Origin of the sequence: Pseudomonas sp. PMCC200344 (assembly GCF_030053095.1) — a bacterium.
GTDB classification, from domain to species: Bacteria; Pseudomonadota; Gammaproteobacteria; order Pseudomonadales; family Pseudomonadaceae; genus Aquipseudomonas; species Aquipseudomonas svalbardensis.
Window position 1 is genome coordinate 294,299 of record NZ_CP125618.1, and the last position, 26,982, is coordinate 321,280.

Consider the following 26,982-nt stretch of genomic DNA (forward strand, 5'->3'; position numbering starts at 1 on the left):
TCTTGTTTGAAGATGATGAATTGACGGTAGCTCAATCGAGTTCGTCGGTGTGGCTGCTACCACCGTCGGCGAAGTTCAGCCCGTGCTTGCGCAGTTTGTCGTGCAAGGTCTTGCGTGGGATGCCAAGGGCTTCGGCGAGGCTGCGCACCGAGCTGTGAGAACGCGCCAGTTCGGCGGCGATCAAGCTCTTCTCGAAGTTTTCCACTTGTTCGCTGAGACCGCCGCTGACCACTTCGACCGTCATGCCGACAGCGCCATCCGCTGCGTTATTGTCCAGGGCCAGTTCCAGGCCCAGGGCGAAGCGTTCGGCCGCGTTCTGCAATTCCCGCACGTTGCCCGGCCAGGTGTGGCGCAGCAACAGGGCGCGTTGTCCCGGTTGCAACTCGTGGGGTGGCAGACCGTGACGGGCGCTGGCTTCGTCGGCGAAATACTGGAACAGCATCAGTGCATCTTCGCCGCGCTCACGCAGCGGCGGAATACGCAGCGGTGCGACGTTCAGGCGGTAATACAAGTCGGCACGGAAGCGGCCCTGGTCGGCGGATTGACGCAGGTCTTCCTTGGTCGCGGCGATGATGCGGATGTCCAACGGGATCAGCTGATTGCCGCCCAAGCGCTCGACGACCCGCTCTTGCAGCAAACGCAGCAATTTCACCTGCACATCCAGGCTCATGCTTTCGATTTCATCAAGAAATAACGTGCCGCCATTGGCGAATTCGAACTTGCCGATGCGACGCTTTTGCGCGCCGGTAAAGGCGCCTGGCTCGTGACCGAACAGCTCGCTTTCTACTACCGACTCGGCCAGGGCGCCGGCATTGATCGCCACGAACGGACCGTTACGACGGCTCGACAGATCGTGCAATGCACGTGCGACAACTTCTTTACCGGCGCCGGTTTCACCCAGGATCAGCACATCAGCCTTGGTCGCCGCCAATGCTCCGATCTGCTCGCGCAGGCGCAGCATCGATGCCGATTGCCCGACCAGTCGGGTACTCAGTTCATTGCGATCGCTCAGGGCCAGACGCAGGCTGCGGTTGTCCAGCACCAGCCGGCGCAAGGCCAGGGCACGGCGCACGCTGTCGAGCAGGGCGTCGCTGGCGAAGGGTTTTTCCAGAAAGTCATAAGCCCCGGCGCGCATCGCTTGCACGGCCAGCGGCACATCGCCGTGACCGGTAATCAACAGCACTGGCAGATCCGGGTCCTGGGCATGCAGTTCGGTCAGCAGTTCGAGACCGTCCATGCCCGGCATGCGGATGTCACTGACCACCACGCCGGGCCAGTCGCGCTCCAGTTTTACGGCCAGGCCCTTGGCTTCGGCCAGTGGCAGAATTTTCAGGCCGGCGAGGTCCAGGGTCTGGCTCAGGGCTTGACGCAGGTGGGGATCGTCGTCGATCAGCACGACCTGGATGCGGTTGTCGATGGTCATGCACTTCGGTCCTCGGACGGTTGCAGGCTCACACCCGGTGCGCCTGCACGCAATTTCAGGGTAATCAGGGCGCCGCCTTCCTTATGGTTGGCGAACGACAGTTCACCCCCGAAGGCACGCATCAGGGTTTCGCAAATCGCCAACCCCAGACCAAGCCCCTGAGTGCGGGTCTTGGTGGTGTAGAAGGGCTCGCTGGCACGACCAAGGGCTTCCATGCAAAACCCGGGACCATTGTCGCGAATGTACAGATTGACGCCGTCGGCGGTGGATTGGGTACTCAACCAGAGCTTACGCGGCGGGCCTTTTTCCGTCAGGGCGTCCAGGGCGTTGGCCAGCAGATTGCCGAGCACCTGACGCAGACGGGTTTCCCCGGCCTCGACCCACAGGGTGGCGGCCGGCAAATCGCGAATCAGCTCGACTTCCATGCCGCGCCGACGCTTGGCCAGCAGCGCCAGCGCGTCGTCCAGCGCCGGTTGCAGGGCGACGCTTTCCGGGGCGTGGCGATCGCGCCGGGCGAAGGCGCGCAGGTGGGCGATGATCGAGGCCATTCGCCCGGTCAGTTCGCTGATCAGCTTGAGGTTGCCGCGCGCATCGTCGGTGCGCTGATGATCGAGCAGCACTTCGGCGTTTTCGGCGTAGCTGCGGATCGCCGCCAGCGGTTGATTCAATTCGTGGCTGATGCTCGCCGACATGGTGCCAAGGGCCGACAGTTTGCCGGCCTGCACCAGATCATCCTGAGCGCGCACCAGCTCTTGCTGAGCCTGTTCGCGTTCCAGCACTTCCTGTTTCAGTCGACGGTTGAGGCCTTCGAGGTCGCTGGTCCGCTCGGCTACCCGACCTTCCAGCTCGCGACGGGCCTTGGCTTCGAAGGCGATTCGTTCGAGATAATGACGGCGTCGCTGCATCATCAGACCCAGCAGCAACATCAACACCAACAACGTCGCGCCGCCGATGGCGACGACCGTGCGTACCGGGCGATCGATCAAGGTGCGTGGGGCGAGGATGCTGACGTTCCAACCGGTTTCCGCGATTGGCTGGGTCTGCGTCAGCCAGGCGCTGGGGTTGAGCTCCAACGGTTTGGGATCGCGAGTCGGATAGGGTTGCATCGCCGTAATAGCCTTGCGTTCTTCTTCGCTCAACGGGCGGGTCGAGCGGAATCGCCACTCGGGCCGCGACGTGAGAATGACCACGCCGTTATGGTCAGTCAGCAGCAGTTGTTCCGGGGTTTTGCCCCAGAGGCTTTCGGTATGGTCCAGGTCGACCTTGACCACCAGCACACCGATGATCTTTTCGCCGTTACGCACGGCGGCGGCGAAGAAATAGCCGCGCTTGGCCGATGTCGTTCCCAAACCGAAAAAACGCCCAAGCCGGCCGGCCATGGCTTCGCTGAAATACGGCCGGAAGGAAAAATTACGCCCGACGAAACTGTCGTGTTTGTCCCAGTTGGATGCGGCCAGGGTCTTGCCCGTGGTGTCCATCAGGTACATGACTTCGGCGCCGGTCTGGGCGCTGATGTTTTTCAACAAGCGATTGGCGTTGCCCTGAGTGACGCCATCGTCGGGCGCGCCGAGGACGGCTCGCAGGGCCGGAAGATCGCCGAGGATCTGCGGTAACACTTCATAACGGTGCAGGGTGCCCAGCAGGTTGGCGACGTAAAGGTCGAGGGTCTGACGGTTCTGCCCGGCCAGTTCGCTGCGGTAGTAACGCTCGGCCAGATGCTCCAGCGGCCACAGCAATGGCGCCAGGCACAGCGCGAGCAGGGCCAGGCTGCGCCAGCGGGGTCTGCGGGGGAGGGTCGGAGTCATGAGCATCGAGCGCCTGTGGGTACAGGCGCATTATGCCTAGGCTTGCGGGCGCAGTCTGCGCGCCGTGGGTCAGGCACGCCTGTGCGGCGAAGATTCAGACGGTGTTTCAGGAAAAGACGTCAGCGTCCTTGAAGAACGCGGCGGCCTGATCTTTATGGGACAGTTTCGGTGCTTCGTCCAGTTGCCAATCAATGGCCAGGTCCGGATCGTCCCAGCGAATGCAGCGCTCGGCGGACGGGGTGTAGTAGTCGGTGGTTTTGTAGAGGAATTCGGCGAACTCGCTCAGCACCACGAAACCGTGGGCGAAACCCTCCGGGACCCAGAGTTGGCGATGGTTCTCGGCGGACAGACGCACGGCCACCCATTTGCCGAAATGTGGCGAGCTGCGGCGAATGTCTACGGCCACGTCGAGTACTTCACCAACTGTGACGCGAACCAGTTTGCCCTGAGTGTTTTCCAGTTGGTAATGCAGGCCGCGCAATACGCCTTTTTGCGAGCGGGAATGGTTGTCTTGAACGAAACTCGTCTCCAGGCCAGTCGCTTCTTTGAAAGCCTTGGCGTTGAAGCTTTCATAGAAGAAACCGCGCTCGTCACCAAATACCCTGGGTTCGATGATCAGAACACCGGGCAGGTCGGTGGTGACTACTTTCATGGTCTTTCTCCAGCAATAGGCGTTGATGGGCGACATTCTTGCGCAAAGTGGCGGCCGGTGCGAGTGGAGTGATTTTTTTCCTGATCCGGTAACTGATTTGTCGAGCCTCAGGAGGGTTTCAGGCAGGCGAAGGGGTTGCGTATCGCCCCAAGCAGTGGCGATATAAGCGCCTAATAAAATTTCAGGGGTCGTTGTATGCCACTCGCCACGTTGATTCATCGCGCCAGTTTGCCCAGCCCGCAAGTGTCTGCGGAGCAAGCGCTTGAGCTGTTGAAGGGACATTACGGCCTGAGTGGAAGGTTGCAGGCCCTTGGCAGCCAGCAGGATCTTAACTTTCGGGTCGACAGCGACCAGGGGCGTTTTGTCCTGAAAATCTGCCGTGGCGACTACTCGGCGCTGGAGCTGCACGCCCAGCACGCTGGGCTCAAGCATTTGGGTGAACACCCTGATGTGCATGTGCCGCGAGTGATTCCCGCTAAAAACGGCGCAGACCTTCTCTCCCTGGAAGTCGGCGGCCAACCGGTGCATGTGCGCTTGCTCGATTACATCGAAGGCCAGTCGCTCACACACCTGGATCATCTGCCCGGTTCAGTGGTGGCCGGCTTCGGTCGGCTCTGCGGTGAAATGGACCTGGCCCTGGCCGGTTTCGACCATCCGGGCCTTGAGCGCACCCTTCAATGGGACGCCCGTCACGCCAATGCGTTGATCGCTCATTTGCTGCCGGTCATCAAGGACGAGCAGCAACGCCGATTGATCGCCAATGCGGCTGAACAGGCCGAGCGTCATTTGCAGCCGCTTGTGGATAAGCTGCCGGTGCAGGCCATTCACATGGATATCACCGACGACAACGTGGTGTGGCAGCGAGATTCGCAACGCCAGTGGCAATTGCAGGGCGTGATCGATTTCGGCGACCTGGTTCGTACCTGGCGCATCACTGATCTGTCGGTGACCTGCGCGGCGCTGCTGCACCACGCTGATGGCGATCCTTTCTACATTTTGCCGGCGGTGCAGGCCTATCACGCTGTCAATCCGCTCACGCATGAAGAGCTACTGGCGCTCTGGCCGCTGATCGTTGCCCGTGCGGCGGTGTTGGTGCTCAGCGGCGAGCAGCAGGTCAACATTGATCCGGGCAACGAATACAGCCGCGACAACCTCACCCACGAATGGGAGATTTTCCGCGTCGCCACATCGGTGCCGTTGGCGTTGATGGAAGCGGCGATCCTGGCCTCGGTCGGCCAGAACCTGCCGAGCATCGGTAGCGAAGGCTTCGCGCCGCTGCTGCCGAGCCTGGTGGGGCGTGAGTTTGCGTTAATCGATTTGGGCGTGCTCAGTCCGCATTTCGAGGCCGGTAACTGGGAGCAGGAGGGGATCGATCAGCGTCTGCTGACCGAGGCCGCCGCGGCTCATGGTCTGGCGGCCAGTCGTTATGGGCAATATCGCTTGTCCCGCACTCGGCCGGACAGCGCCACTGAGCCGGACACGTGCCCATTGCACGTTGAGTTGCGAGTGCCCCACGGCACGGCGGTCGAGTCGCCGTTTGCCGGGGTGGTGCATCAGCCGGCGGCAGGTGTGCTGCAACTGGACGGCCCGCAACTGAGCGTGCGTCTGTGGGGCGTGACGCCGTCGCTGCACACGGGCGCAGCGCTGGTCAAAGGTCAGGTGCTGGGTTCGGTCAGCGGGCCACTGATCGTCCAGTTGTGCCGAGGCGCTTCGTTCAATGCACCCTTGTTTTGTACGCCGTCTCGCGCCGCGGCCTGGCAAGCGTTGTGCCCGTCACCGGCGGTGCTGCTGGGATTGGCCTGTGACGCCGAAGTGGAACTCGATTCGCAGACGTTGCTGGAGCGTCGTGACGCCAGTTTCGCCCGTACCCAGAAGCACTATTACGTCGACCCGCCGCGTATCGAACGCGGCTGGCGTAATCACCTGATCGACATGCAAGGCCGTTCCTACCTAGACATGCTCAACAACGTCGCGGTGCTTGGCCACGGTCATCCGCGCATGGCCGCTGTCGCCAGTCGTCAGTGGTCGCTGCTCAATACCAACTCGCGTTTTAACTACGCGGCGATTGCCGAGTTCTCCGAACGTTTGCTGAAACTGTCGCCGGATTCCATGGACCGAGTGTTCCTGGTGAACAGCGGCAGCGAGGCCAATGACCTGGCCATCCGCCTGGCATGGGCCTACAGCGGCGGTCGCGACATGCTCAGCGTGCTGGAGGCCTATCACGGCTGGACAGTGGGCGCGGACGCGGTCTCGACCTCGATTGCCGACAACCCCAAGGCCTTGAGCAGCCGCCCGGACTGGGTGCATCCGGTCACCGCGCCGAACACCTATCGCGGCGAATTCCGTGGACCGGATAGCGCGCCGGACTACGTGCGCAGCGTCGAACACAACCTGGCGAAAATCGCCGAGCAGAAGCGTCAGCTGGCCGGTTTCATCTGCGAACCGGTGTACGGCAATGCCGGCGGTATTTCGCTGCCGCCGGGGTATTTGAAACAGGTTTATGCACTGGTTCGTGCCCAGGGCGGTGTCTGCATCGCCGATGAAGTGCAAGTCGGGTACGGTCGCATGGGCAACTTTTTCTGGGGTTTCGAAGAGCAGGGCGTGGTGCCGGACATCATCACCATGGCCAAAGGCATGGGCAACGGCCAGCCGCTCGGTGCGGTGATCACTCGCCGGGAAATCGCCGAAGCGCTGGAAGCCGAGGGTTACTTCTTCTCGTCGGCCGGCGGCAGCCCGGTCAGTTGCCAGATCGGCATGGCAGTGCTGGATGTGATGGAGGAAGAAAAGCTCTGGGAAAACGCTCAGGTCGTGGGCGGGTATTTCAAGGAACGGCTTGAAGCGTTGATCGATATTCATCCGTTGGTGGGCGCGGTGCATGGTTCCGGCTTCTATCTGGGCGTCGAGTTGATCCGCAATCGCGAAACCCTGGAACCGGCGACCGAAGAAACCACGGCGCTGTGTGATCGGTTGCGCGAACTGGGGATCTTCATGCAGCCGACGGGGGATTATTTGAACGTCCTCAAAATCAAACCGCCGATGGTCACCTCGCGCCGGAGCGTGGATTTCTTCGTGGACATGCTGTCGAGGGTGCTCGCAGAAGGTCTGTAAACATATACCCCTGTGGGAGCGAGCCTGCTCGCGAAGGCGGTAAATCATTCAGCATCTGTGTTGATTGATCCACCGCTTTCGCGAGCAGGCTCGCTCCCACAAGGAACATGTTTAATTCGATTATTATCTGGTTATTACGCAAAAAATAAGACAGAAGGAATATTTATCGCTTTAAAAGCCGATTTTTATCGGCTATAAAGTCACCGCTGCCCCGGTGTGGACTCACCACGCCCGGCGCTTCCCATTTCTGTCATTGGTCGATGCCACCTTCGACCCTAAAGCAATTGCCCCGGAGATGATTCATGAGCCGTATCGTTACCGTCGCCGCCACCCAGATGGCTTGTTCCTGGGACCTTGAAGCCAACATCGAGACCGCTGAGAGGCTGGTCCGTGAGGCCGCGGCGAAAGGCGCGCAGATCATCCTGATCCAGGAACTGTTCGAGGCTCCGTACTTTTGCCAGAAGCCGAACCCGGATTACCTGCAGCTGGCCACGACCGTTGAAGACAACGTCGCCATCAAGCACTTCCAGAAAGTCGCCAAAGAACTGCAAGTCGTTTTGCCGATCAGCTTCTACGAACTGGCGGGCCGCGCGCGTTTCAACAGCATCGCGATCATCGATGCCGATGGCAGCAACCTCGGGGTTTATCGTAAAAGCCACATCCCGGACGGCCCTGGCTACCACGAAAAGTACTACTTCAATCCGGGCGATACCGGCTTCAAAGTCTGGAACACCCGTTACGCGAAAATCGGCGTGGGTATCTGCTGGGACCAGTGGTTCCCGGAATGCGCTCGCAGCATGGCGTTGCTCGGTGCAGAAATTCTGTTCTACCCAACCGCCATCGGCAGCGAGCCACACGACAAGACCATTTCGTCCCGCGATCACTGGCAGCGCGTGCAACAAGGCCATGCCGGCGCCAACCTGATGCCGCTGATCGCCAGCAACCGCATCGGCAACGAAGAGCAGGACGGCTACGACATTACCTTCTACGGTTCGTCGTTCATCGCCAACCAGTTCGGTGAGAAGGTTCAAGAGCTCAACGAAACCGAAGAAGGCATACTGGTTCAGAGCTTCGACCTCGACGAGCTGGAGCACATCCGCAGCGCGTGGGGTTCGTTCCGTGATCGTCGCCCGAACCTGTACGGCGCTATCAAAACCCTCGACGGTTCCCTGGAGTCCTGATCGCTATGACCACTTTGAACAGCACCCCTCGCGCTGATGGCTTTTACATGCCGGCCGAGTGGGCGCCACAAACCCAGACCTGGATGATCTGGCCCGAGCGCCCGGACAACTGGCGTTTGGGTGGTAAACCGGCGCAAGCCGCGCACGTCGCGGTGGCCAAAGCCATTGCCCGTTTCGAACCGGTGACGGTGGCGGTTTCCGCCGGCCAATACGAAAACGCCCGTGCCCGTCTGGACGTGCCGAATATTCGTGTGGTGGAAATGTCCAGCGACGACGCCTGGGTTCGCGACACCGGCCCGACGTTTGTCATCAATAACGGTGGCGAAGTCCGTGGTGTGAATTGGGACTTCAACTCGTGGGGCGGTTTCGACGGAGGTCTGTATTCGCCGTGGAATCGCGATTCCCAGGTGGGCGGCAAAATCCTCGAGGTCGAGCGCAGCCAGCGCTACCGCACCGAGGGCTTCGTGCTCGAAGGCGGTTCGATCCACGTCGATGGCGAAGGCACGCTGATCACCACCGAAGAATGCCTGCTGAACCGCAATCGCAATCCGCACATGAACCGTGCAGAAATCGAAGCGGTGCTCAGCGCGAATCTGGCTGTGGATAAAATCATCTGGCTGCCGGACGGTTTGTTCAACGACGAAACCGACGGCCATGTGGATAACTTCTGCTGCTACGTGCGTCCGGGCGAAGTGTTGCTGGCCTGGACCGATGACCCGCAGGACCCGAACTACCCGCGCTGCCAGGCGGCAATGAAAGTGCTGGAAAGCAGCACAGACGCCAAGGGTCGCCCATTCACGGTGCACAAGATGCCGATTCCGGGGCCGCTGTATGCGACCGAAGAAGAGTGCGCTGGTGTTGATCCGGTGGACGGGACTCAGGAACGTAATCCGACCGTTCGTCTGGCTGGTTCCTACGTGAACTTTCTGATCGTGAACGGCGGCATCATCGCGCCGAGCTTTGACGATCCGATGGATGGTCCGGCCAAAGAGATTTTACAGGCGCTGTTCCCGCAGCATGAAGTGGTGATGGTGCCCGGCCGCGAACTGTTACTGGGAGGCGGTAACATCCACTGCCTTACCCAACAACAGCCTGCACCGCACAAGGAGTGAGTGGGGTTGTAACAGCTTGAGTTGATTGCAGAATCGGCCCGGCAACCGTTTTCCCTCCCCCGCCTTGTAGAAAGCCCGCAGCCCATCAGGACCGCGGGCTTTTTTGTATCCGCTTGTCGACAGTTGCGAAACCTTGGCACAGCTCTTGTATCTCTCATGGTGTAAAACAGGGAGGGGGAGAACTGCGATGTTCTGTCATAAACCTTGGATAAGTTAGCCGCTCACAAACCAGGAGAGAGCGCGGAAATGAACGCCGAAATGAATGTGGTGAGCGAGCGGGCGTTGCATCCCCTGGCAGTAAACAGCGAATCGCTCCAGGTCCTGGCGCACTGGTTGAAGTCCAATGGAACGCGTCAGATCAGAGAACCTGATCCGCGCCGGATGATGATCGAACGCTACCCCGCTGGTTTGTTCAGCGAAGCGGAGCTGGAAGCGTTGTGGGATGTGATGGAAGGATAAGAAGAAAAACAACGGATTGGTAAAAGCGCTGCCGGGATGGCGGCGCTTTTTTATGGGCGAAGGTTTTTTGTGATCACTGGAGATCAAAAATGTGGGAGCGGGCTTGCTCGCGAAGGCGATCGATCATTCAACATTAATGTCGACTGACACATCGCCTTCGATCGCAGTGAATTTAGAAGCTGTAGGTTCCAGTCACGACTAGGCTGCGCGGTTCACCTGGCTGAATCTGCGCCGCACTGGTGGCCGATGAGTAATAGGTCTTGTCGCTGATGTTGTTCAGTGCCGCGCGCAAATCCCAATCCTTCTGCCGGAACCCGGCCAACGCATCCCAACGGCCATAACCCGGCAGGACGGTGGTGTTGAGGTTGTCGGCATAACGCTGGCCCACCAGGGTCAGCCCGGTTTCGGCGTACCAGCCCATTTCCGGTTTCCAGGTCAGGAACAGGCTGCCGTTATGCTTGGCCACGTTGCTGATGCGTTTGCCTTCAAAGCCGTTGTTGTCCTTCTCGACCGTCGCGTCCTGCACACCCACGCCACCGCGCACGTACCAGTTGCCGGCGATTTTGCCGGTGCCAGTCAGCTCGATCCCGCGGGAACGTTGCACGCCGGTCATCAAGGTGACGGTCGGATCGTTGGGATCGCTGGTACGGCGGTTGTAGAGTTCCAGTTCGTAGATCGCCAACGTGGTGCTCAGGCGGTCATCGAGCCAGTCGCTCTTCACGCCGATTTCCTTTTGCTTGGTCAGCTCGGGACTCAGGTCGTTGCTGTTGCCGGCGGCACCCGGGGTGATACCGATCAAACCACCGCCGACCGGGGAAAAGGTCTTGGTCCAGGAGGCGTAAAAGGAATGATTCTGCAGCGGCGTCCACACCAGTCCTATACGCGGGCTGGTGCTATGGCTGTCGCGATCTTCGGAAATGTCCCGCAGCTTGTTGGTCGAATCGATGTCGAAGGTGTCGTAACGCAAACCCGCCAGCAGTTGCCATTGATCGTTCAGACGCAGTTGATCCTGCACGTACACCGCACGGCTTTCGACTTCGGTGTGAGAGCTACTGGAAACCTGCATCCGCCCGGTATGGCGCAAATTGCGGTCGGGGTTGTACAGGTCCAGTGCCGGTACAGGCTGAGTCCCGCGTCCGGTGGCCGCGTTGTACAACGTAGGGTCGCGCCGCTGGCTGCCGATTTCGATGCCGGTCAGCAAGCGATGCTCAAGGCCGAACGTGTCGAAACCGCCTTCCAGTTCGACGTTGTTGTAGACGTTGCGGGTGGTCAGGTCCTGTTGCCAGTGCTGGCGCGTGACCTTGTTGGTCGCCGGGGTGTAACCGGTCAGGTAGGTGTTGTCGAAATCGCTGTTGAGCTTGAACACGCCCAGGGTATGGCGCAGCTGCCAGTTGTCGCTGAGCTCATAACTGAGTTTCGAGCGAAGGGATTGCGACTTGTCGTCGATGAAATCGTGTTCGCTGCCGTAAGTCGTATCCCGTCCTACGTCCGCCGGGCGCCCGTTTACACCGGGGATGCCGCGATCCGGCGTACGGTTGTAGCGGCTGTATTCGTACTGCACCAGCCAGTTCAGGTCTGGCGTCAGTTGCCAGCTCATCGATGGAGCGAACAGTTGGCGATTGCCGCTCACGCCATCGCGGAAGCTGTTTTGATCCATGTTGCCCATGTTCAGGCGCAGGCTGATGTTCTCGCTCGGGTCGGTGCTGAGGTCGGCGTAGAGGCTGCGCAAATCATTGCTGCCGCCCTGGGCCTCGAGGGTCGAGCGGCGACCGAATTCGGGCAGTTTGCTGACCCGATTGACGATCCCGCCCTGACTGCCACGACCATATAAAACAGCGGCCGGGCCTTTGAGGACTTCGATGCGTTCGATGTTGTGCAAATCGCGCACGTATTGGCTGTCGTCGCGGATGCCGTCGAGGTAGAAGTCGTTGCTGGCGTCGAAACCGCGGATGCGCAGGCTGTCGAAGCGAGTGTCGGCGCCGCTGCTGACGTTGGGGATGCCGCTCAGCGCGGTGCCCAGATCGTTGGTGCCGTAATCCACGACGTTTGCGGTTTTAATCGAGTCGATGGCTTGTGGAACGTAGCGCACCGGCGTGGCGGTGCGGGTCGCGGTGTTGGTTTCCTTCACGCGCGGGTCATCGGCTTCAGCTTCGGCGCTGATCGACGTCTCGGGTAAAACAGTGGTGGCGGCGCAGGTAAAACCGGCAGAGAGAAATGCAGAAAGCCCAAGGGTGACGGGCGTGAGGCGAAAGGGGGCAGGCATCTGAAGCGCATCCGAAAGGGTGGAGAAATTCGAGGGCGCGAATGGTAATGCTTGCTATTTACTTTCGTTAATTATTCTTGAAAGGTTTCACTGTCTGATTATTTCGAATTGTGTCGAGATGGCTACAGTGGGGCGCTGAGGTCATTTGACCGATTCATGAAACAGACTGAAAGCCATTGCAGCGTTTTTCAGAAACGGGCGGAGGACTAATCTGCCGGCATCTAGTTTTCCTACGCTTTTGCCGGAGTCTTCCCATGATCCTTCACTACATTTACGACCCGTTATGCGGCTGGTGCTATGGCGCAAAACCGCTGGTGCAAGCCGCTCAGGCTGTGTTGCCAGTGATCGCCCACGGCGGCGGCATGATGACCGGCGCCACCCGCCAGACCGTCTCGCCACAACTGCGCAATTACGTGATGCCCCACGACCGTCGCATTGCCGAGTACACCGGCCAGCCGTTCGGCGAGGCGTATTTCGAGGGTTTACTGCGCGATGAAACGGCGGTTTTCGATTCCGCACCGCCGATTGCCGCGGTGCTGGCAGCCGAGCAGATCGCCGGCCGCGGACTGGAGCTGCTGGGGCGTTTGCAGAGTGCTCACTACGAGGAAGGTCGACGCATTGCCGATGAAGCTGTGTTGTTAGAACTCGCGATAGACATCGGTCTGGAACTCCAAGCGTTCCAGGCGGCTTTCAAAGCAGCTGAAACCGATCGCCACATCAAGGACAGTCGAGCATGCTTGGCCGAGGTCGGCGGCCAGGGTTTCCCGACCTTCGCCCTGGAACACAACGGCCAATTTACCCTGATCGATATCAGCCCGTGGCTCGGCAAGCCGCAAGCCTTCGCGGCATGGCTCAGTCAGTCGCTTCCTGCACAAGCGTCATCACCGGAGCTTCAAGCCTGTGGCCTGAACGGCTGCGCCCATTGACGTCGACAAGTGATTTCTTAGACGTTTTTCACCTATTTACAGACGATCCATGAAATTGACACATCGTTAAGGGCGCGGCTAGGATTCGCCCCACGCCTGTGGCTAACCGCCATGACTCATAAAATAACAAATAGGCCCGCCACGATTTTTTCGTGCGCGGGCCTTTTTGTTTGGGGTGAAAAAAGAGTGCGATAGCGCCGTTTCAGCCGTTCGACACAGCGCGTATCAACCAGTCATAAGGAAAAGAACAACATGTTGAACAAGCGAATCAGCCTGATCGCTCTGGGGATGTTGAGTGCTACACAGGTCATGGCTAACGACCAGGCCGAGTCCAAGGGTTTTGTTGAAGACAGCAGCCTCAAAGTGCTTCTGCGCAATGCCTACATCAATCGCGACAAAAAAGACGGCAACGACGACCAGCGTGAATGGGGTCAGGCTGCCATCGGCACTTACACCTCGGGCTTCACCCAAGGTACCGTCGGCGTAGGCGTTGATGCCTTCGGTTTGTACGGCTTGCGTCTGGACCGTGGTAGCCACAGCGGCGGCCAAGGCATCGACTTCTTCAAGGAAGGTGACAGCGGTAACCCGGCCGGCGATCTGGCCAAAGCCGGTGGCGCGGTAAAATTCCGCGTATCCAGCACCGTTCTGACTTACGGCGACCAGATGCCGGTCCTGCCGGTGTTGAGCCACGACAACGGGCGTCTGCTGCCGGAAAGCTACACCGGCACGCTGATCACCTCCAGGGAGATCAAAGGCCTGGAGCTGAACGCCGGCCGCTTCACCGCCGAATCGCGCAAAAGCGCTGAAGGCCATGACAGCGGCGGCCTGAAGTCGATCAACGTGTTGGGCGGTAGTTACCAGTTCACCGAACAGTTCAAGGCTGCGCTGTACGCCTCCGACGTCGAAGACGTGTTGAAGAAGCAATACGTGAACGCCAACTACGTGTTCCCGATCGACAAGGATCAGTCCCTGACCCTGGACTTCAACGGCTACCGCACCAAGCTGGACGATTCCTACGTCCGCGAAAGCGGTGCGACCGGCGACGACAACAAAATCTGGAGCCTGGCCGCCACATTCGCCACCGGCGCGCACTCGTTCACGCTCGCCCACCAGCGCAGCACCGGCGACAGCAACCTGGGCTACGCCTACGGCGGCTACCAGAAAGATCAAGGTCGCGTCGGCGACGGCGGCAATACTATCTACCTGGCGAACTCGTACTGGTCCGACTTCAACGCCGAAGACGAACGTAGCTGGCAGCTCGGCTACGGCCTCGACTTCAGCACCTTCGGCGTTCCAGGCTTGAGCTACAACTTCGCCTACGTGCGCGGCGACAACATCACCACCTCCACCAGCGAAGGCGGTACCGAGCGCGAAATATTCAACCAGTTCAAGTACGTCGTCCAAAGCGGCCCGGCCAAAGACCTGAGCGTGAAACTGCGCAGCTCGATCCTGCGTGTGTCGCAGAAATCGAGTGAGTACAACTCCAGCGGTAATGAAGTGCGTGTGTTCGTGGATTACCCGATCAACATTTTCTGATGATCGGTTGCGCTATCGAGGCCTGATGCAAGGCTGAGAAAGGAAAAGCCCCGACTGGTTCGGGGCTTTTTTGTGGGCGCGATTTAGAGCTCAACGCTCTCAGCTATTTCCTGCGTTGAACCGGGACGGTTCTCGAGTAGGAAAGGGATCAGGCTGATATTCATCGCGAGCTCAAACGGTTGAAATACTCAGCGAGGAATCCATCTGATGATCACGCTTCCTGAGCTTTGGAACCGTCCATCAAACTGAAGTTGACCGAAAAGATCCCGCTCAACCACAATGATCGAGGTAGCGCCAATGTAGCTACAAATTAACGATGAGGTTATTACCATGGGTGCATTACTGAAAACCACAGACGTGCGTTGCCGCATTGATGAGGATTTGAAGGCTCGGGCTACTGAAGTCCTGAGCGCTTGCGGCCTGAGCATCAGTGATGCCATGCGTCTTTTTCTTCGTCAGGTTGTAGCAACTCAGGGCCTCCCGTTTGAGGTACGCGTCCCCTCGGAGAAAACGGCCCGCGCCATGATGGAGGCACGAGACATTCGCCAGCGGTTCGACTCAATAGACGACATGCTGAGGGACGCTGATGGCGAAACTGGAGAAAAAGCAAAAACGCGCTGAGCTGCCAAAACAGTGCACACAAACATCAGAATTCAAGAAGTCGTGGGAACGTTACAAGCGAGCCGGACGCCGTGACATGAATGAAGTCCGTCAGGTGATGGTCACGCTATTTCTGGGAGATCCATTGCCAGCCGAGTATCTGGATCATGCGCTGACGGGGGATTGGGCTGGTTTTCGAGAGTGCCATATAGGCGGTGATTTCTTGATGATTTATGAGCACGCGCGCTCCGATCTGATCACATTCGTTGATCTCGGAAGTCATTCCGAACTGTTCAAGTAGCACCTCTCAACACAAGCCCCGACTGGTTCGGGGCTTGTGTGGGCGCAGCAGCGCTCTGGCTTGCGCCACCGGGCGATTCGAGCTGCCCGTCACAGCCTGGATTTTCCATCGCGAATGATCGAAACGACAATCTCGGTCGTGCGCGGCAACAGCATTGGACGCCGATTGAGCGGGAATGGCGGTCGATTACCGGTGCTACGGCCGATGAAGCGGCACTTGCGCCGTTTCATGCGATCAAGCAAATCACCGTGGAAACCGTGATCGTCGAAAAGCCTTAGAAAATCCGTAAGCGAACAAAAATTAAAAATATATTCGGATCTGTACTACTCTGAAGGCACATCCCTTTGCCCGAAGGAGTCCTTCCAATGGCCACTTCATCCCCTGTCCGCACAGCTCCCCAAGAGCTCGACACCCCGGAGGCCGGCCGTGTGGCGCTCAAGTTCTTCTTCAACCTGATGGAGCGTTGGGGCTGCACTGCTGAAGAACAGCGCACGCTGCTGGGCAAGGTCGGCAACACCACCTTCTACAAATACAAACACCTGCCGCCCAATGTGCGTCTCCCTCACGACACCCTGGAGCGCATCTCCTACCTGATGGGCATCCACAAAGCCCTGAGCATCATCTTCAGCAACAACCGCGACCGCGCCTACAAATGGGTCAGCAGTCCGAACACCGCCGCGCCGTTCAATGGTCAATCCGCGTTGAGCTATATGCTGGCCGGCCGGGTGGTGGACATCGCTGATGTGCGTCGCTACCTCGATGGCGTCCGCGGCTGATGGCCCCGCAAGTCGTGCTCCTCGAGTGGAACCGTGCTTACCGGATGATCAACAGCGCGTTCCCCCCGATCACCCTGTTTGAAGACGTGCTCGACCCCGAGGACCTGCAAACCGCCTACGCCCTGGAAGCCCTGACCAACGACCGGTTGGCGCAAGAAGCCGGCGTGCTCTCCCGCGTGCTGCCCGAAGACCGAATCTCCGGCCCCGGCTCATCACCGGTCATGGCCGCGTTCACCCACATCGGCAAAACCAGCCGCTTCACTGACGGCACCTACGGCGTCTACTACGCCGCCAGCAGCCAGGCCGCCGCCATCGCCGAAACGAGCTATCACCAGGAACGCTTCCTCGCGGCGACCAACGAGCCCGACATCGAGTTGACCCTGCGCACCTACGTCAACAAAGTCGTCAAACCGATGCATGACGTTCGCCAACACTACCCCGAACTGCACAACCCGGATCCTGACGCTTACGGGCCGTCACAAGCGTTTGCCCGGCAACTGCGTGAAACCTTGTCGTGGGGGCTGCTTTACAACAGCGTTCGGCTGCCTGGGCATGAATGTGTCGCTGCGTTTCGTCCGCCGGCCGTGTCTATTCCGAAGCAAGGCAAGCACATTCGGTATGTGTGGAGTGCGAGCAGTCGGAAGATTTCGTTTGTGTTTGAAGTCAGCGAAGTGTGAGCCGGAAACTAAAAAGCCCCGATTGATTCGGGGCTTTTTTACGCGTGCGGCTTGGGTCTACGTGACGACGTCACTGGTTACGATTATTACCCGGTGCATCGAGCACCTTCGCTACGTCATCGATGATCGCCTTACTCATATCCTGCAAAAAATGCGACGCCCAGGCATGCCGGTCGGTGTCACGAACCATGGCGGCGTCTGATGCGAGAAGTTTGGCGATGTGGAGCAGGTCGGAGGCGTGGGAGAGGGCCTGGATGACCGGGACGCCGGCGTTGATGCGGAACAGTGGTTGGTTGGCGTGGTAGGAGAAAGGGGTGAGGCCGATGGTTTTGAGGTCTTGAGGGTTGGTCATTGGGCACCTCCGGTTTTGGGGCGGTGGTGGGCGTGACCCGGTGTAGTAATAGCGAAAATTTTGAATGGATTGCGGGCATACATAAGGAGAACTCCGGTTGGTTCCTACATCGAATTAGAGTTCTCAGGCCCGGTCGCTGAATTGGCAGCGACGGTCTGAAGGTAGCTTGAGGGGGAAGGATGCGCAATCGTGGCTAGGTAGTGGCGTGGTTTGAAGGTTTTAGTGATTTTTATGGCTGGGCAATAATTATTGCCCAGCCATAATTTTCATAATTTGAAGAAGGCGTGCTGATGGCCTTGCCGACTTGCAGAAGGGGCTGAGTCCTACTGCAAAATCGCACAACGTCTAGCAGGCGTTAGCTTGTGAAATTACGATCTGAGGCAAAGCCCCGGCATCGTTGGATGGCAGCGTAAAAGTCGTTCGAAAGCCGAGTTTATCCAGCATGTCCATCATTGCATCGATCGTAAATTTCTCGATCTTGCCAGTGGTGAGTTCTGATACGCGTGATTGGGTCACGTTCAACCTGGCTGCAGCCTCACTTTGTCTGAGGCCCAGGGTTTTGATGTAGTCAGTGATGAATATCGACAGTTCCATCTTCAACGCTTTTTTGCTAGCGACTTCGCTGTCATGCGTGGCATGGAATGGGCTGTCGAAAAATTGAACTGCCATGAACGTCTCCCTCCTTTGGGTTATCTAAAATTTGCGATAAATGCAGGCTAGCCGATTGATCGTTTTTGATGCAAACGTATTGTGTCTTCGAGACATAGCTAATTACACCACGTAACTAATGATGTTCCCGTCCCCACCTTTATCCCCTCCAGCTAACTCCCTACATTGATCTCCAACGCCTACCCATTCATTCCGAAGGGAAGGTCACTGGAGATTCCTCATGCCTTTCGTAAGCGTACGCATCACCCGCGATGGCGTTACCTCTGAGCAGAAAGCTCAGGTGATCGCCGAAATCACTGAAACCCTGGAACGCGTCCTCAACAAGGATCCGCACCTGACCCACATCGTGATCGAAGAAGTCGACACCGATAACTGGGGCTATGCCGGGATCACCACCACCCAGTACCGCAAGCAACTGGCTGAGGCGGAGGGGCAGTCATGACCGCGACCGTCTCCATCGATTTCATCTCCGACGTGGTGTGCCCGTGGTGCGCCTTGGGCGCGACGGCGCTGGAGCAGGCGATCGAGAATGTGGCCGGTGAAGTCTCGGTGGCGCTGACCTACAAGCCCTTCGAGTTGAACCCGGACATGCCGGCAGTCGGCGAAAAAGCGGTTGAGCACTTGATGCGCAAATATGGACGAACCGCCGAAGACGTCGCCGCCGGCAAAGCGATGCAGATCGCTCGCGGTGAGGCTATCGGTTTCAAGTTTGATCTGGAGAAGCGCAGCCACTTCTACAACACGTTTGATGCTCACCGGTTGTTGATGTGGGCGTTACAGGAAGGGCGGCAGGTCGCACTGAAGAAGATCCTGCTGCGCGCTTATTTCACCGACGGCCAGAACCCGAGCGATCGCGAGACGCTGGTTGGTCTGGCTGCTGAAGCGGGACTGGATGCGACGGCTGCTCAAGAGGTGTTGGCGTCCGGAGCGTTCGCCAAAGAAGTGCGTGAGCTTGAAGAGTTTTACCGTCAGCGCGGCATCAATTCGGTTCCGGCCATGGTGCTTAACGGTCGTCACCTTGTGTCCGGTTCGCAGTCGGTCGAGTACTACGAACAGATGTTGAGACAAATGGCGAAGGCCCCCGCCGAAGCCTGATTACTTACTTTTTCAAACCATCATTTATTAGTTGAGGTTCATCATGAGCAATTCGAAAAAAGTCATCGTTATTACGGGTGCTTCCCAAGGTCTCGGCGCAGGCATGGTCAAGGCGTTCCGTGATCTGGATTACAAGGTTGTCGCCACTTCGCGTTCGATCAAACCGTCCACCGACCCGGACATCCTCATCGTGGCGGGCGACATCGGCAACCCGGAAGTCGCCCAGCAAGTCATCCGTGAAACCATCGCACGTTTTGGCCGCATCGACACCCTGGTCAACAACGCCGGGATCTTCGTTGCCAAGCCGTTCACCGCGTATACCCCCGAAGACTACGCCGCGGTGCTGTCGGTGAACTTGAACGGTTTCTTCTACATCACCCAACTCGCGATCACCGAGATGGAAAAACAGGGCAGCGGCCACGTCGTCAATATCACCACCAGCCTGGTGGACCACGCCATCGACGGCGTGCCATCGGTACTGGCTTCGTTGACTAAAGGTGGTTTGAACGCGGCAACCAAATCCCTGGCCATTGAATACGCCAAGCGCGGGATTCGGGTGAATGCGGTTTCCCCGGGCATCATCAAGACGCCGATGCATGGCGAGGAAACTCATGAAGCGCTGGGGAATCTGCACCCGGTTGGGCATATGGGCGAGATCAGCGATATTGCGCAGGCTGTTGTTTATCTGGACAGTGCCAACTTTGTCACCGGCGAGATCCTGCACGTTGATGGTGGGCAGAGCGCGGGTCACTAATACCGCCTTTTCCAAACCGCAGACACAATAAAGCCCCCGTATTTCTACGAGGGCTTTATTATGGTGCGGCACCATGAGTCGAAGAGTAGGGGCAGACGCCAGTAACTACCAGTATCACTCGACAATCATATCAAGCACGCGCTGAGCTTTTGATAAGCTCTTGCTCGGTTGATAGTGAATGCCGCATGTATATTCAATAAGTAAATGCTCTGCATTTCCTTGTTGGGCAATATTATATTTCTGAAAGGGGGACATTGCTCTGCGCACAGGTGATTGATTTAATATGTTTTCAAATATAACACTTGAATCATCAGCAATCCAAAGTCTCCTTACTTTCCTTTTTTTACTACCGTCAATGAATTTATGGCGTGCGTGTAAAACTCTAAGGTTATCCATAACTAGAATGTCCCCAGGCTCAAGACTTACATTAATAATGTAGTCCTCATTGGTGGAGTATTGATTTTGGATGTATTTAAATGCAGCGCTAGCCCACTCAGGAAGAAACGCGGTGCTGTCATATCGATAACGAATTCTTAATTTACTATCATTGATTTTTTCGAATACAGAACAATCCATGGATAATAGGTCGTCTCGACAGTAAGTAACACTGCCGCTGGTCATCAGTGTCTTTAATATATCAGCTTGATTGGCAAGTAAGTCATTGTAGATTTTCTGTCCGTCAACCAAAAAATTATCTCCGCCAAATTCCGGCTTTGATACGCACTGGAGAATGACAAATTTGGGAGGCGTGATTTTTTTTGCCACGCCATCAACATAAGTTATCCCATTCAAAAAAGAACCATCAGTATGAGGGAAAAAATCACTTGATAATTCACCATGATAATCATCTTTGAAGTTTTGCCAATCCTTATTAATGGGCTCTCCACCGCCCACGACTCCGTGTTCATCAGATTTTGTATGAAATTGAATTTGCCCAAATTTGCCAGCGACATCTCTAAATGCTTCCAAAGAGTTATCTTGAGGCTTGATAACACAATATCCGTTCTCATTGAGAAAGTTGGAGATTCCCTGGGTGTCAAAGAAATCAAACTTTTTGCTCGTGGTCATTTCACACTCCCTGTTTTTTTTAATAAACTTCACATGCCCTTGATAAAATGATCCAGAATCATTTTAAAACCAAAAAACGTGACCCCCGCTTTCAAAAGCATGGCGCCTACTCGTTGCGATATTCGATCTCTAAGAAATCCACCCAGATACGAGCCGATAGTGGATGCTGTTATCATGATGATTATGAGTTCTGCGTAGTCCATGAATGCAAAGCCAGCAATAACAAAAGCAGCGACTTTCAACCCGTGCAGTACACTCATTTGCATGGCATGCGTGACGATCACTTCATTTTTATTGATATTCATCTTCATCAAGATGGGCTGTGATATCAAACCGGTTACAGCAACGAAAAGCGAAAGAAATGTTTGAAGAAAACCAACGATGGCAAAGTTTTTAAGCACGAATCCTAATGATGAAACAATCTTGGTCCATGTGATTGCTAGAATAAAAATGCCAAGGATCAATGATAAGTATTTTTCAGGGAAATTCCCTATGAAGAAATACCCAATAAAAGCTCCTGTCAAACAGCCGATGATATATCTGGGAAGGATCTCTATTTTTGCGCTCTTGTAGTCAAATGCGAATCGACTGCCATTGCTCACCATTTGAATCAAGCCGTGAACCGGTACAACCGCAGAGATAGGTATAAATTGAGGCATCACAGCAAGCAATCCAATCCCGCCACCGACACCAATGGCGGCAGTCATAAATGAAGTTATGAAACTGACACCCACCAGAACGTATAAGCCAAAAGAGAGTTCAAACATGTTTAATTCCTGTCCGGTTTTTTAAGATAAAGATTTCATCTCGATACAGCGACTCCCAGTTATGTCGGCGCGCACTTACGCCTCCGATAACGCGAATGACGTCATCAACCGTACCGCACACTGTTTCAAACAAAGTTAGAGGGTCGCCCCTGCCCGGGGCTGTGATAAGCAGCTACAAAATCACTTCTTTGGCAAGGGGAAGTTAGACTGCTAACTTCCCTTCCATCCCGGTCCGACAATGTTATGGAGAGCCTCTTCAGGCAGAACGCAATTTACCTCGTGGGCAGGGCCCAGGCGATGATGCTGTCACCCAGCTTGGTTGGAATTCGGTCATGACCGCCGACCACTGCCACGACGTACTGTCGGCCTTGGCTCATGTAGGTCAAGGGTGAAGCCTGATTGCCCGCGGGGAGGCGTTCTTCCCACAGTAGTTCTCCACTTTCACTGTCGTAAGCCCGCATGAAACGATCGATGGCGGCACCGATGAACGTCACGCCTCCCGCTGTTGTCACGCCCGTCGCGTCACTCGGCGTACCGATTTCGAAGCGCATACGAGAGGCAATTCCCCAAGGCCCGCTGTCGTACCCCGTACCGAACGGGCGACTCCAGACTACATCGCGCGTGCGCAGGTCTATGCCCGTGATGAAGCCCCAGGGTGGCGCAATGCAAGGTTGGTCAAGGGATGACATCCATGGATCTTTGATGGCGCCGTAAGGCAGTCCGGCCTGGACGCGGAAGCCTTGGGTGTTGCCCGGCGCTTCTTGGAATGACTTGGCATTGATGGCGTCGAGTTGTTCGCGAGGAACCAGCCCCTGCATGTAAGGGAGCCGCTGGTTATTGATGATCAGCAGGCCCCGTTTGAGGTCTACCATCACGCCTCCCCAGTTCAAGCCGCCATGATGGCCGGGGAAAATCAGGCTTTGTTGGCCTACGACTGGTGGTGTGAAGATCCCTTCGTAGCGTGCCTGGCGAAACTCGATGCGACATTGCAACTGATCGAATGGCGTTAAGCCCCAGGCATTTGCCTCGGTCAGTACTTCCGGCGTTTTCGATGGGCGCCCCATGGTGCTCGGCATATTGGGCGAAAGCGGCTGGGTGGCCGAGGTGTAGTCGCCAGGAGCGGTTCCCTGTGGGACGGGAGATTGCACGATATCCATCAAAGGCTCACCGGTGGCGCGGTCAAGTACAAACAGCTGGCCGGATTTGGTGGCTTGAATGACGGCAGGGCGTGAGCCCGTTGATGTGGGGAAGTCAATCAGATTGGGTTGCGGGCTCAGGTCGTAGTCCCATAGATCGTGGTGAACTGTCTGGAAATGCCATCTGACCTTACCTGTGGCTGCATCCAGTGCAACCAGGGAGGAGCTGAACTTGTCCTCTTGCTCCGTGCGAGTACCACCATAGAAGTCGCCAGCAGCGTTGCCGGTGGTGACATACACTAATCCTAGTTCATCGTCGGCGGAAAGCGGTGCCCAGGAGTTGGGTGTGCTGAGTGTGTAGTTCTCGTCGTCGCGAGCGGGGGCATTGGTGTCTGGGCGGCCCAAGTCCCAAGCCCATTTTTGTTTGCCGGTAATCGCGTCGTAGGCACGAACCACTCCCGAGGGCGCTGGGCGCACATCTGAATCAAGGACTCGGCCTCCGGTGATCACTACCCCGCGGATTACGATGGGTGCGGAGGTAATCCCGGTCGACCCTTTTCTGAAGGTGCCTAACCCGTCTTTCAAATCCGCAAAACCTGCGTTGCCGAATCCGGGGCACGCTTGGCCAGTCAAGGCGTCTACCGCTCCCAAGCGAATATCGTTGGTGCCCCAGATGATGCGCGAGGCGCACAGGCCACTGGCATTTGGCACTTCGAAATAGGAGACACCACGGCAGTATGCGCCGCCATTGTCGAAGTAGGCTGGGTCGACTTTGGAGTAAAACCGCCAGTTCTCCTTTCCTGTGGTGGCATCCAGAGAAATGATGATTTGCTTCGGAGTGCAGGTATAGAGCGAGTTACCCACCTTGATCGGAGTGGCCTCGTTCAAGTATTTGGTTTTTTCACCTGGTTGCTTCACGTCGCCGTGGTGGTATTCCCAGACTTTCACCAGGCCGGACACATTCGAAGGGATGATTTGCGATGCTGCGGAATAGTGATTGCCCAAGTTGGAGCCTGCATAGGCGGTCCAATTGGTTTCGTCGTGTGACGCAGCAATATTACCGTCCGGTGAAGTTACCGTATTGCGACTGAAAGGTTGTTCAGGACGCGTCGTTGCGAGCGTCGAGTCGGCAAGGTGAACGGTTGTCGGGAAGAACAGGGGTACCAGGATGGTGATCGCCATGAGTATCGGCAGTAGACCCATAATGGTGAAGTAATGGCTTCTTTTGGCGTTGGCAAAGTCACGACGCACCAAAGGCCAAAAAGCCAGAAACGGTACGCTGAGAACGGCCAGCCAGGCTAAGCGTGGAATGAAGGCCCAACCATCGTATCCGGACTCCCAGATCGCCCAGGCGTAGGTGGCCAGGGAGGCCGCACCGTAGAGGTAAATGCCGCGAGACTGTTTCAGGCCGATGAGGATGGCCGATAGCAACAGGGCGGTGCCCATCATGGCGTAATAGGGTGATCCGCCAGTTGCCACCAGAGCCCCGCCTCTATAGGTCAGTGCTACTCCAAGCAGGGCAACAAATATGATGTACACCCCGAACAGAAGGTTCGAGACCCCCGCCCCTCTACCCAACGTCCTGTCGTTCATTGCAATCATCCCTGTGTGATTCGATATGGCTTCATCAAGCGGCGCGCATGATTGCTCATTGTCACAATAAAATACAATATCAGGCGATAAAATTAACTATCTCGTGCGGATGAGTTGTTTTTTGTATCTTGTATTGATTAGAAACAATCGTGCTAAGCTGATTAGCGAATTATTGGAGGGCGCTCTGACGAAGCTTCGATCAGTAATAGGGTGTTAGTGGTGCGCTCTATTTCCCATCATCATTCTGGAGCGACGTCCTGCTGAGTCTTGAGTCGGCTCACTTCGTCCAGATGCCTCCAGAGAAATTGCGCGGCTTCTTCACGCCGATCAGACTCGATGAGGTCGAGCAAATGGATGTGTTCCTGGCATTGCGCCATAAGACGAGTGCGATCGACGTTGGCTTTGTAGCCTATGAAGCGCCTGAGTTGATTTTGCTGGCGTATGGCATCGATGAAAAAGACATTTCCGGAGCACTGCACGATCAGTTCGTGAAACTGGGCGCCAACTTGGAACAGTTGGGCGCGGGACAAGGTGTGAATATCCCCATCGAGCATGGCCTGCTGTTGCTGCCTGGCCTTGGCAAACGCGGCGTGGTTAATCTGATAACCGGGCTCAAGCAGGGCGGCCGGCTCGATGGCCATACGGAAGCGGTAGCTTTGGATGTATGTCTGGGTGTTATGCACGAAGTCTTTGAGACCCCATCCTTGCCCCGGCTTGCGCTCCACCATGGCTTCGCTGGCCAGCCTGTTCAATACCTTAAGCAATTGTCCGCGGGGCACTTCGTAACGGCGCAACAGCTGCGCTTCGAAAAAGTGGGCAGGTATTTCCCCGCCAAGAATGTCGTCGACCACGCGAAGGTAAAAGTCTTCGAAAGGATCACTGGCGAGAGGGAATGTTGTTTCCTGAATCTGCCCTGCGCCTTGTTTCAAAAAGTAGCCACGATTGGGTTCCTGAATCGCGAGATCCCACTCAGCGAGCAAGGCAAAAACTCGCCGGATAGGCGAGCGCGAAACACCAAGCGCTTGCGCGAACGTCTGCTCGCGCAACGGCTCACCGGCTTTCATCGACCGGGCGCGAACCATGTCGATGACACGTGGGGCCAACTGCAAGGCGAGGTCTTTCTTGATCACAGGCTCTATCTCGAATGGTTAGCTTCAGTCCGTTCCCGTTGGGGTAGATACCCCCATCGGACTGGAGTTGGAAAATACCATACGAAGAGGATGTGGGTATCTGCACAAAGAACGCAGGTGGACGTGTCGACCAACCTTGTCGAGGCACATGAGTATGAAGGCTCCACGCATTTTTCTGATCCACGCGACCGCACTGGCGATCGATCCCATCACGGCGGCCTTCGCCCGGCTATGGCCGCAGGCACAGATCATCAATCTGCTCGAGGACTCGTTGTCCCGAGACCGAGTGGAGGAGGTCGGATTAACCACGAGTATGAAGGCGCGCTTTCTGACGCTTTCCCATTACGCAGTACAAAGCGCAGCGGATGCCATTCTGTTTACCTGTTCGGCTTTCGGCGATGCCATCGACCTGTGCAAGCCTGTTGTCTCCATTCCAGTACTCAAGCCGAACGAAGCCATGATCAACCTGGCTCTAACGCAAGCATCGCGTGTTGCCGTGCTAGCGACGTTCGAGCCTACCATCAGCTCGATAATGGCCGAGTTCAAGCAAGTGGCTGAGCGCAGTGGTCGAGCGCTGGAGGTGGTGCCCTATTTTGTCCCTGGTGCAATGCAGGCACTGAGTGAAGGGAACAGAGAAGGCCACGATACCGCCATCGCGGAAATGGCCGGTCAGGTCGGGGTCTGCGATCTGATCTGTTTCGCACAGTTTTCGATGACGAGCGCCGCAGGGCAGGCACAGGCTCGATCGGGTCTACCTGTATTGACCACTCCCGATAGTGCAGTGCTGGAGCTGCGAAGGATGCTCCAGGTTGATGATTTCGTTTCTTCCCAGGATGGATGTTTACCCAATGCTTAAATTCAATGCTCATCTCGGTTTCCAATTCAATGAGTTGCCTTTTCTGCAACGCATCGAAGCCGCCGCCGCAGCTGGTTTTCAGGCGGTGGAGTTCCCGTCCCCCTATGAATTCGACGCCAGCGAACTGGCTGATCACCTGGCTCAATACCGTCTGCCGTTGATTCAGTTCGCCGCACCGGCTGGCGTTACCAAAGGCATCGCTGCCTTGCAGGGCAAGGAAGAAGAGTTTCGCGCTGGCTTGGTCCAGGCCGCCCGCTATGCAAAGGCGCTGGCGTGTTCGGATGTCCACATCATGTCTGGCGTAACAACGCAGGATGAGGCAGCGCTTATCTTCGGGGGCAATCTGGAGTATGCAGTCAAGTACTTCGAAGATCAGGGTTTGCGGCCGCTTATCGAAGTGATCAGTTCGCAGGCGATGCCTGACTATTACATGTCTGACTTCAGCAAGGCGCAACAGGTGCTGGAGACCTTCCCGAGTGTTGGGCTGATTCTCGATCTTTACCATGCCCAGCTTCTGACCGGAGACGCAGCAAATGTTCTGGCTCGGTTTTATGACAGAACCGTCCATGTGCAAATTGCCGACTGCCCGGGTCGTCACGAACCGGGAACGGGGAGTATCGACTTTGCTTCCTTGTTCGCGGCGCTGGAGCAGCGTGGCTACCCAGGATGGATCGGGTGTGAATACCATCCTTCCGGTTCTACCGTTGCGAGCCTTGACTGGATTAAGCGGCTAAGTGCTTAGC

General features: G+C 56.9%; 25 protein-coding genes. 15 read left to right on the forward strand and 10 right to left on the reverse strand.

Annotated features, from left to right (window positions below):
- Window positions 1–31: 31 nt before the first annotated feature.
- The 3 genes from QFW87_RS01360 to rfbC all read right to left on the reverse strand — a co-directional run bounded on the left by QFW87_RS01360 (window position 32) and on the right by rfbC (window position 3,880).
- Entirely contained in the window at window positions 32–1,423 is a 1,392-nt protein-coding gene (locus tag QFW87_RS01360; RefSeq protein ID WP_283189639.1) for a sigma-54 dependent transcriptional regulator, read from the reverse strand.
- Window positions 1,420–3,228 (reverse strand): ATP-binding protein, encoded by a 1,809-nt coding sequence (locus tag QFW87_RS01365; protein WP_283182527.1) that lies wholly within the window; start codon window positions 3,226–3,228, stop codon window positions 1,420–1,422. Before QFW87_RS01365 ends, QFW87_RS01360 begins: the two co-directional genes overlap by 4 nt.
- 106 nt (window positions 3,229–3,334) lie before the next feature.
- On the reverse strand, window positions 3,335–3,880 hold the full coding sequence (gene rfbC, locus QFW87_RS01370) for a dTDP-4-dehydrorhamnose 3,5-epimerase (RefSeq protein WP_283182528.1): 546 nt from the start codon (window positions 3,878–3,880) through the stop codon (window positions 3,335–3,337).
- A 195-nt stretch (window positions 3,881–4,075) separates the two neighbouring features.
- On the opposite strand from rfbC, the gene QFW87_RS01375 reads away from it, so the two are divergent.
- The 4 genes from QFW87_RS01375 (at window position 4,076) to QFW87_RS01390 (ending at window position 9,740) form a co-directional block, all read left to right on the forward strand.
- The gene (locus QFW87_RS01375; protein WP_283189640.1) at window positions 4,076–6,988 is read left to right on the forward strand and encodes an aminotransferase; all 2,913 of its coding nucleotides are present in this window, start codon (window positions 4,076–4,078) and stop codon (window positions 6,986–6,988) included.
- A 302-nt stretch (window positions 6,989–7,290) separates the two neighbouring features.
- The gene (gene aguB / locus QFW87_RS01380) at window positions 7,291–8,169 is read left to right on the forward strand and encodes an N-carbamoylputrescine amidase (RefSeq protein ID WP_283182530.1); all 879 of its coding nucleotides are present in this window, start codon (window positions 7,291–7,293) and stop codon (window positions 8,167–8,169) included.
- A 5-nt stretch (window positions 8,170–8,174) separates the two neighbouring features.
- The gene (gene aguA, locus QFW87_RS01385) at window positions 8,175–9,281 is read left to right on the forward strand and encodes an agmatine deiminase (protein WP_283189641.1); all 1,107 of its coding nucleotides are present in this window, start codon (window positions 8,175–8,177) and stop codon (window positions 9,279–9,281) included.
- Window positions 9,282–9,527: 246 nt separating this feature from the next.
- On the forward strand, window positions 9,528–9,740 hold the full coding sequence (locus QFW87_RS01390) for a hypothetical protein (protein WP_046045525.1): 213 nt from the start codon (window positions 9,528–9,530) through the stop codon (window positions 9,738–9,740).
- Between the two features lie 172 nt (window positions 9,741–9,912).
- On the opposite strand, the gene QFW87_RS01395 is transcribed toward QFW87_RS01390, so the two are convergent.
- The gene (locus tag QFW87_RS01395; protein ID WP_283189642.1) at window positions 9,913–12,003 is read right to left on the reverse strand and encodes a TonB-dependent siderophore receptor; all 2,091 of its coding nucleotides are present in this window, start codon (window positions 12,001–12,003) and stop codon (window positions 9,913–9,915) included.
- Between the two features lie 254 nt (window positions 12,004–12,257).
- Between QFW87_RS01395 and QFW87_RS01400 the strand changes: the two genes are divergently transcribed.
- From QFW87_RS01400 to QFW87_RS01425, 6 genes are all read left to right on the forward strand, one after another.
- Window positions 12,258–12,929 (forward strand): DsbA family protein, encoded by a 672-nt coding sequence (locus QFW87_RS01400; RefSeq protein WP_283189643.1) that lies wholly within the window; start codon window positions 12,258–12,260, stop codon window positions 12,927–12,929.
- A 252-nt stretch (window positions 12,930–13,181) separates the two neighbouring features.
- On the forward strand, window positions 13,182–14,465 hold the full coding sequence (locus QFW87_RS01405; RefSeq protein ID WP_283189644.1) for an OprD family porin: 1,284 nt from the start codon (window positions 13,182–13,184) through the stop codon (window positions 14,463–14,465).
- Window positions 14,466–14,795: 330 nt separating this feature from the next.
- Window positions 14,796–15,086: a type II toxin-antitoxin system RelB/DinJ family antitoxin gene (locus tag QFW87_RS01410; RefSeq protein WP_056745544.1), complete on the forward strand. Its 291-nt coding sequence runs from the start codon at window positions 14,796–14,798 to the stop codon at window positions 15,084–15,086.
- Complete coding sequence (locus QFW87_RS01415; protein WP_283182535.1) at window positions 15,052–15,366, forward strand: type II toxin-antitoxin system YafQ family toxin; 315 nt, start codon at window positions 15,052–15,054, stop codon at window positions 15,364–15,366. The genes QFW87_RS01410 and QFW87_RS01415 overlap by 35 nt, the downstream gene beginning before the upstream one ends.
- A 365-nt stretch (window positions 15,367–15,731) precedes the next feature.
- Window positions 15,732–16,142, forward strand: a complete 411-nt coding sequence (locus QFW87_RS01420; protein ID WP_033058347.1) for an MbcA/ParS/Xre antitoxin family protein — start codon at window positions 15,732–15,734, stop codon at window positions 16,140–16,142.
- Window positions 16,142–16,819 carry an RES family NAD+ phosphorylase gene (locus QFW87_RS01425; RefSeq protein ID WP_283189645.1) on the forward strand — a complete coding sequence of 226 codons (678 nt, stop codon included), beginning with the start codon at window positions 16,142–16,144 and terminating at the stop codon, window positions 16,817–16,819. Before QFW87_RS01420 ends, QFW87_RS01425 begins: the two co-directional genes overlap by 1 nt.
- A gap of 70 nt (window positions 16,820–16,889) precedes the next feature.
- On the opposite strand, the gene QFW87_RS01430 is transcribed toward QFW87_RS01425, so the two are convergent.
- Complete coding sequence (locus QFW87_RS01430; protein WP_056745530.1) at window positions 16,890–17,171, reverse strand: DUF3077 domain-containing protein; 282 nt, start codon at window positions 17,169–17,171, stop codon at window positions 16,890–16,892.
- 345 nt (window positions 17,172–17,516) lie between these two features.
- Window positions 17,517–17,840, reverse strand: a complete 324-nt coding sequence (locus tag QFW87_RS01435; protein WP_283182537.1) for a helix-turn-helix transcriptional regulator — start codon at window positions 17,838–17,840, stop codon at window positions 17,517–17,519.
- Between the two features lie 220 nt (window positions 17,841–18,060).
- On the opposite strand from QFW87_RS01435, the gene QFW87_RS01440 reads away from it, so the two are divergent.
- From QFW87_RS01440 to QFW87_RS01450, 3 genes are read left to right on the forward strand one after another with little or no spacing between them, the layout of a single operon-like run.
- Complete coding sequence (locus QFW87_RS01440; RefSeq protein ID WP_046045533.1) at window positions 18,061–18,282, forward strand: 4-oxalocrotonate tautomerase family protein; 222 nt, start codon at window positions 18,061–18,063, stop codon at window positions 18,280–18,282.
- Complete coding sequence (locus QFW87_RS01445; protein ID WP_283189646.1) at window positions 18,279–18,935, forward strand: DsbA family oxidoreductase; 657 nt, start codon at window positions 18,279–18,281, stop codon at window positions 18,933–18,935. Before QFW87_RS01440 ends, QFW87_RS01445 begins: the two co-directional genes overlap by 4 nt.
- 43 nt (window positions 18,936–18,978) lie before the next feature.
- Complete coding sequence (locus QFW87_RS01450) at window positions 18,979–19,689, forward strand: SDR family NAD(P)-dependent oxidoreductase (protein ID WP_283189647.1); 711 nt, start codon at window positions 18,979–18,981, stop codon at window positions 19,687–19,689.
- Between the two features lie 114 nt (window positions 19,690–19,803).
- Here the strand turns inward: QFW87_RS01450 and QFW87_RS01455 are convergent, their stop codons facing one another.
- From QFW87_RS01455 to QFW87_RS01470, 4 genes are all read right to left on the reverse strand, one after another.
- Window positions 19,804–20,757 carry a TauD/TfdA family dioxygenase gene (locus tag QFW87_RS01455; protein ID WP_283189648.1) on the reverse strand — a complete coding sequence of 318 codons (954 nt, stop codon included), beginning with the start codon at window positions 20,755–20,757 and terminating at the stop codon, window positions 19,804–19,806.
- A gap of 29 nt (window positions 20,758–20,786) precedes the next feature.
- Window positions 20,787–21,524: a TSUP family transporter gene (locus QFW87_RS01460; protein WP_283189649.1), complete on the reverse strand. Its 738-nt coding sequence runs from the start codon at window positions 21,522–21,524 to the stop codon at window positions 20,787–20,789.
- 272 nt (window positions 21,525–21,796) lie between these two features.
- A complete protein-coding gene (locus QFW87_RS01465; RefSeq protein ID WP_283189650.1) occupies window positions 21,797–24,253 on the reverse strand; it encodes a membrane-bound PQQ-dependent dehydrogenase, glucose/quinate/shikimate family in 2,457 nt (818 codons plus the stop codon).
- 239 nt (window positions 24,254–24,492) lie between these two features.
- The gene (locus tag QFW87_RS01470; protein ID WP_283189651.1) at window positions 24,493–25,383 is read right to left on the reverse strand and encodes a GntR family transcriptional regulator; all 891 of its coding nucleotides are present in this window, start codon (window positions 25,381–25,383) and stop codon (window positions 24,493–24,495) included.
- 154 nt (window positions 25,384–25,537) lie between these two features.
- Here QFW87_RS01470 and QFW87_RS01475 point away from each other — a divergent pair, with 154 nt between their 5' ends.
- Entirely contained in the window at window positions 25,538–26,239 is a 702-nt protein-coding gene (locus QFW87_RS01475) for an aspartate/glutamate racemase family protein (protein ID WP_283190870.1), read from the forward strand.
- The gene (locus QFW87_RS01480; RefSeq protein ID WP_283182545.1) at window positions 26,232–26,981 is read left to right on the forward strand and encodes a TIM barrel protein; all 750 of its coding nucleotides are present in this window, start codon (window positions 26,232–26,234) and stop codon (window positions 26,979–26,981) included. Before QFW87_RS01475 ends, QFW87_RS01480 begins: the two co-directional genes overlap by 8 nt.
- The last annotated feature ends 1 nt before the right edge of the window (window position 26,982 follow it).

Coding starts and splice junctions, on each gene's coding strand:
- aguB (WP_283182530.1), top strand. CDS start 7,291: ATGAGCCGTATCGTTACCGTCGCCGCCACCCAGATGGCTTGTTCCTGG.
- QFW87_RS01475 (WP_283190870.1), top strand. CDS start 25,538: ATGAAGGCTCCACGCATTTTTCTGATCCACGCGACCGCACTGGCGATC.
- QFW87_RS01395 (WP_283189642.1), bottom strand. CDS start 12,003: ATGCCTGCCCCCTTTCGCCTCACGCCCGTCACCCTTGGGCTTTCTGCA.
- QFW87_RS01415 (WP_283182535.1), top strand. CDS start 15,052: ATGGCGAAACTGGAGAAAAAGCAAAAACGCGCTGAGCTGCCAAAACAG.
- QFW87_RS01430 (WP_056745530.1), bottom strand. CDS start 17,171: ATGACCAACCCTCAAGACCTCAAAACCATCGGCCTCACCCCTTTCTCC.
- QFW87_RS01445 (WP_283189646.1), top strand. CDS start 18,279: ATGACCGCGACCGTCTCCATCGATTTCATCTCCGACGTGGTGTGCCCG.
- QFW87_RS01435 (WP_283182537.1), bottom strand. CDS start 17,840: ATGGCAGTTCAATTTTTCGACAGCCCATTCCATGCCACGCATGACAGC.
- QFW87_RS01400 (WP_283189643.1), top strand. CDS start 12,258: ATGATCCTTCACTACATTTACGACCCGTTATGCGGCTGGTGCTATGGC.
- QFW87_RS01420 (WP_033058347.1), top strand. CDS start 15,732: ATGGCCACTTCATCCCCTGTCCGCACAGCTCCCCAAGAGCTCGACACC.
- QFW87_RS01405 (WP_283189644.1), top strand. CDS start 13,182: ATGTTGAACAAGCGAATCAGCCTGATCGCTCTGGGGATGTTGAGTGCT.
- QFW87_RS01480 (WP_283182545.1), top strand. CDS start 26,232: ATGCTTAAATTCAATGCTCATCTCGGTTTCCAATTCAATGAGTTGCCT.
- rfbC (WP_283182528.1), bottom strand. CDS start 3,880: ATGAAAGTAGTCACCACCGACCTGCCCGGTGTTCTGATCATCGAACCC.
- QFW87_RS01450 (WP_283189647.1), top strand. CDS start 18,979: ATGAGCAATTCGAAAAAAGTCATCGTTATTACGGGTGCTTCCCAAGGT.
- QFW87_RS01360 (WP_283189639.1), bottom strand. CDS start 1,423: ATGACCATCGACAACCGCATCCAGGTCGTGCTGATCGACGACGATCCC.
- QFW87_RS01410 (WP_056745544.1), top strand. CDS start 14,796: ATGGGTGCATTACTGAAAACCACAGACGTGCGTTGCCGCATTGATGAG.
- QFW87_RS01375 (WP_283189640.1), top strand. CDS start 4,076: ATGCCACTCGCCACGTTGATTCATCGCGCCAGTTTGCCCAGCCCGCAA.
- QFW87_RS01455 (WP_283189648.1), bottom strand. CDS start 20,757: ATGACCACGAGCAAAAAGTTTGATTTCTTTGACACCCAGGGAATCTCC.
- QFW87_RS01465 (WP_283189650.1), bottom strand. CDS start 24,253: ATGAACGACAGGACGTTGGGTAGAGGGGCGGGGGTCTCGAACCTTCTG.
- QFW87_RS01425 (WP_283189645.1), top strand. CDS start 16,142: ATGGCCCCGCAAGTCGTGCTCCTCGAGTGGAACCGTGCTTACCGGATG.
- QFW87_RS01440 (WP_046045533.1), top strand. CDS start 18,061: ATGCCTTTCGTAAGCGTACGCATCACCCGCGATGGCGTTACCTCTGAG.
- QFW87_RS01460 (WP_283189649.1), bottom strand. CDS start 21,524: ATGTTTGAACTCTCTTTTGGCTTATACGTTCTGGTGGGTGTCAGTTTC.
- aguA (WP_283189641.1), top strand. CDS start 8,175: ATGACCACTTTGAACAGCACCCCTCGCGCTGATGGCTTTTACATGCCG.
- QFW87_RS01390 (WP_046045525.1), top strand. CDS start 9,528: ATGAACGCCGAAATGAATGTGGTGAGCGAGCGGGCGTTGCATCCCCTG.
- QFW87_RS01365 (WP_283182527.1), bottom strand. CDS start 3,228: ATGACTCCGACCCTCCCCCGCAGACCCCGCTGGCGCAGCCTGGCCCTG.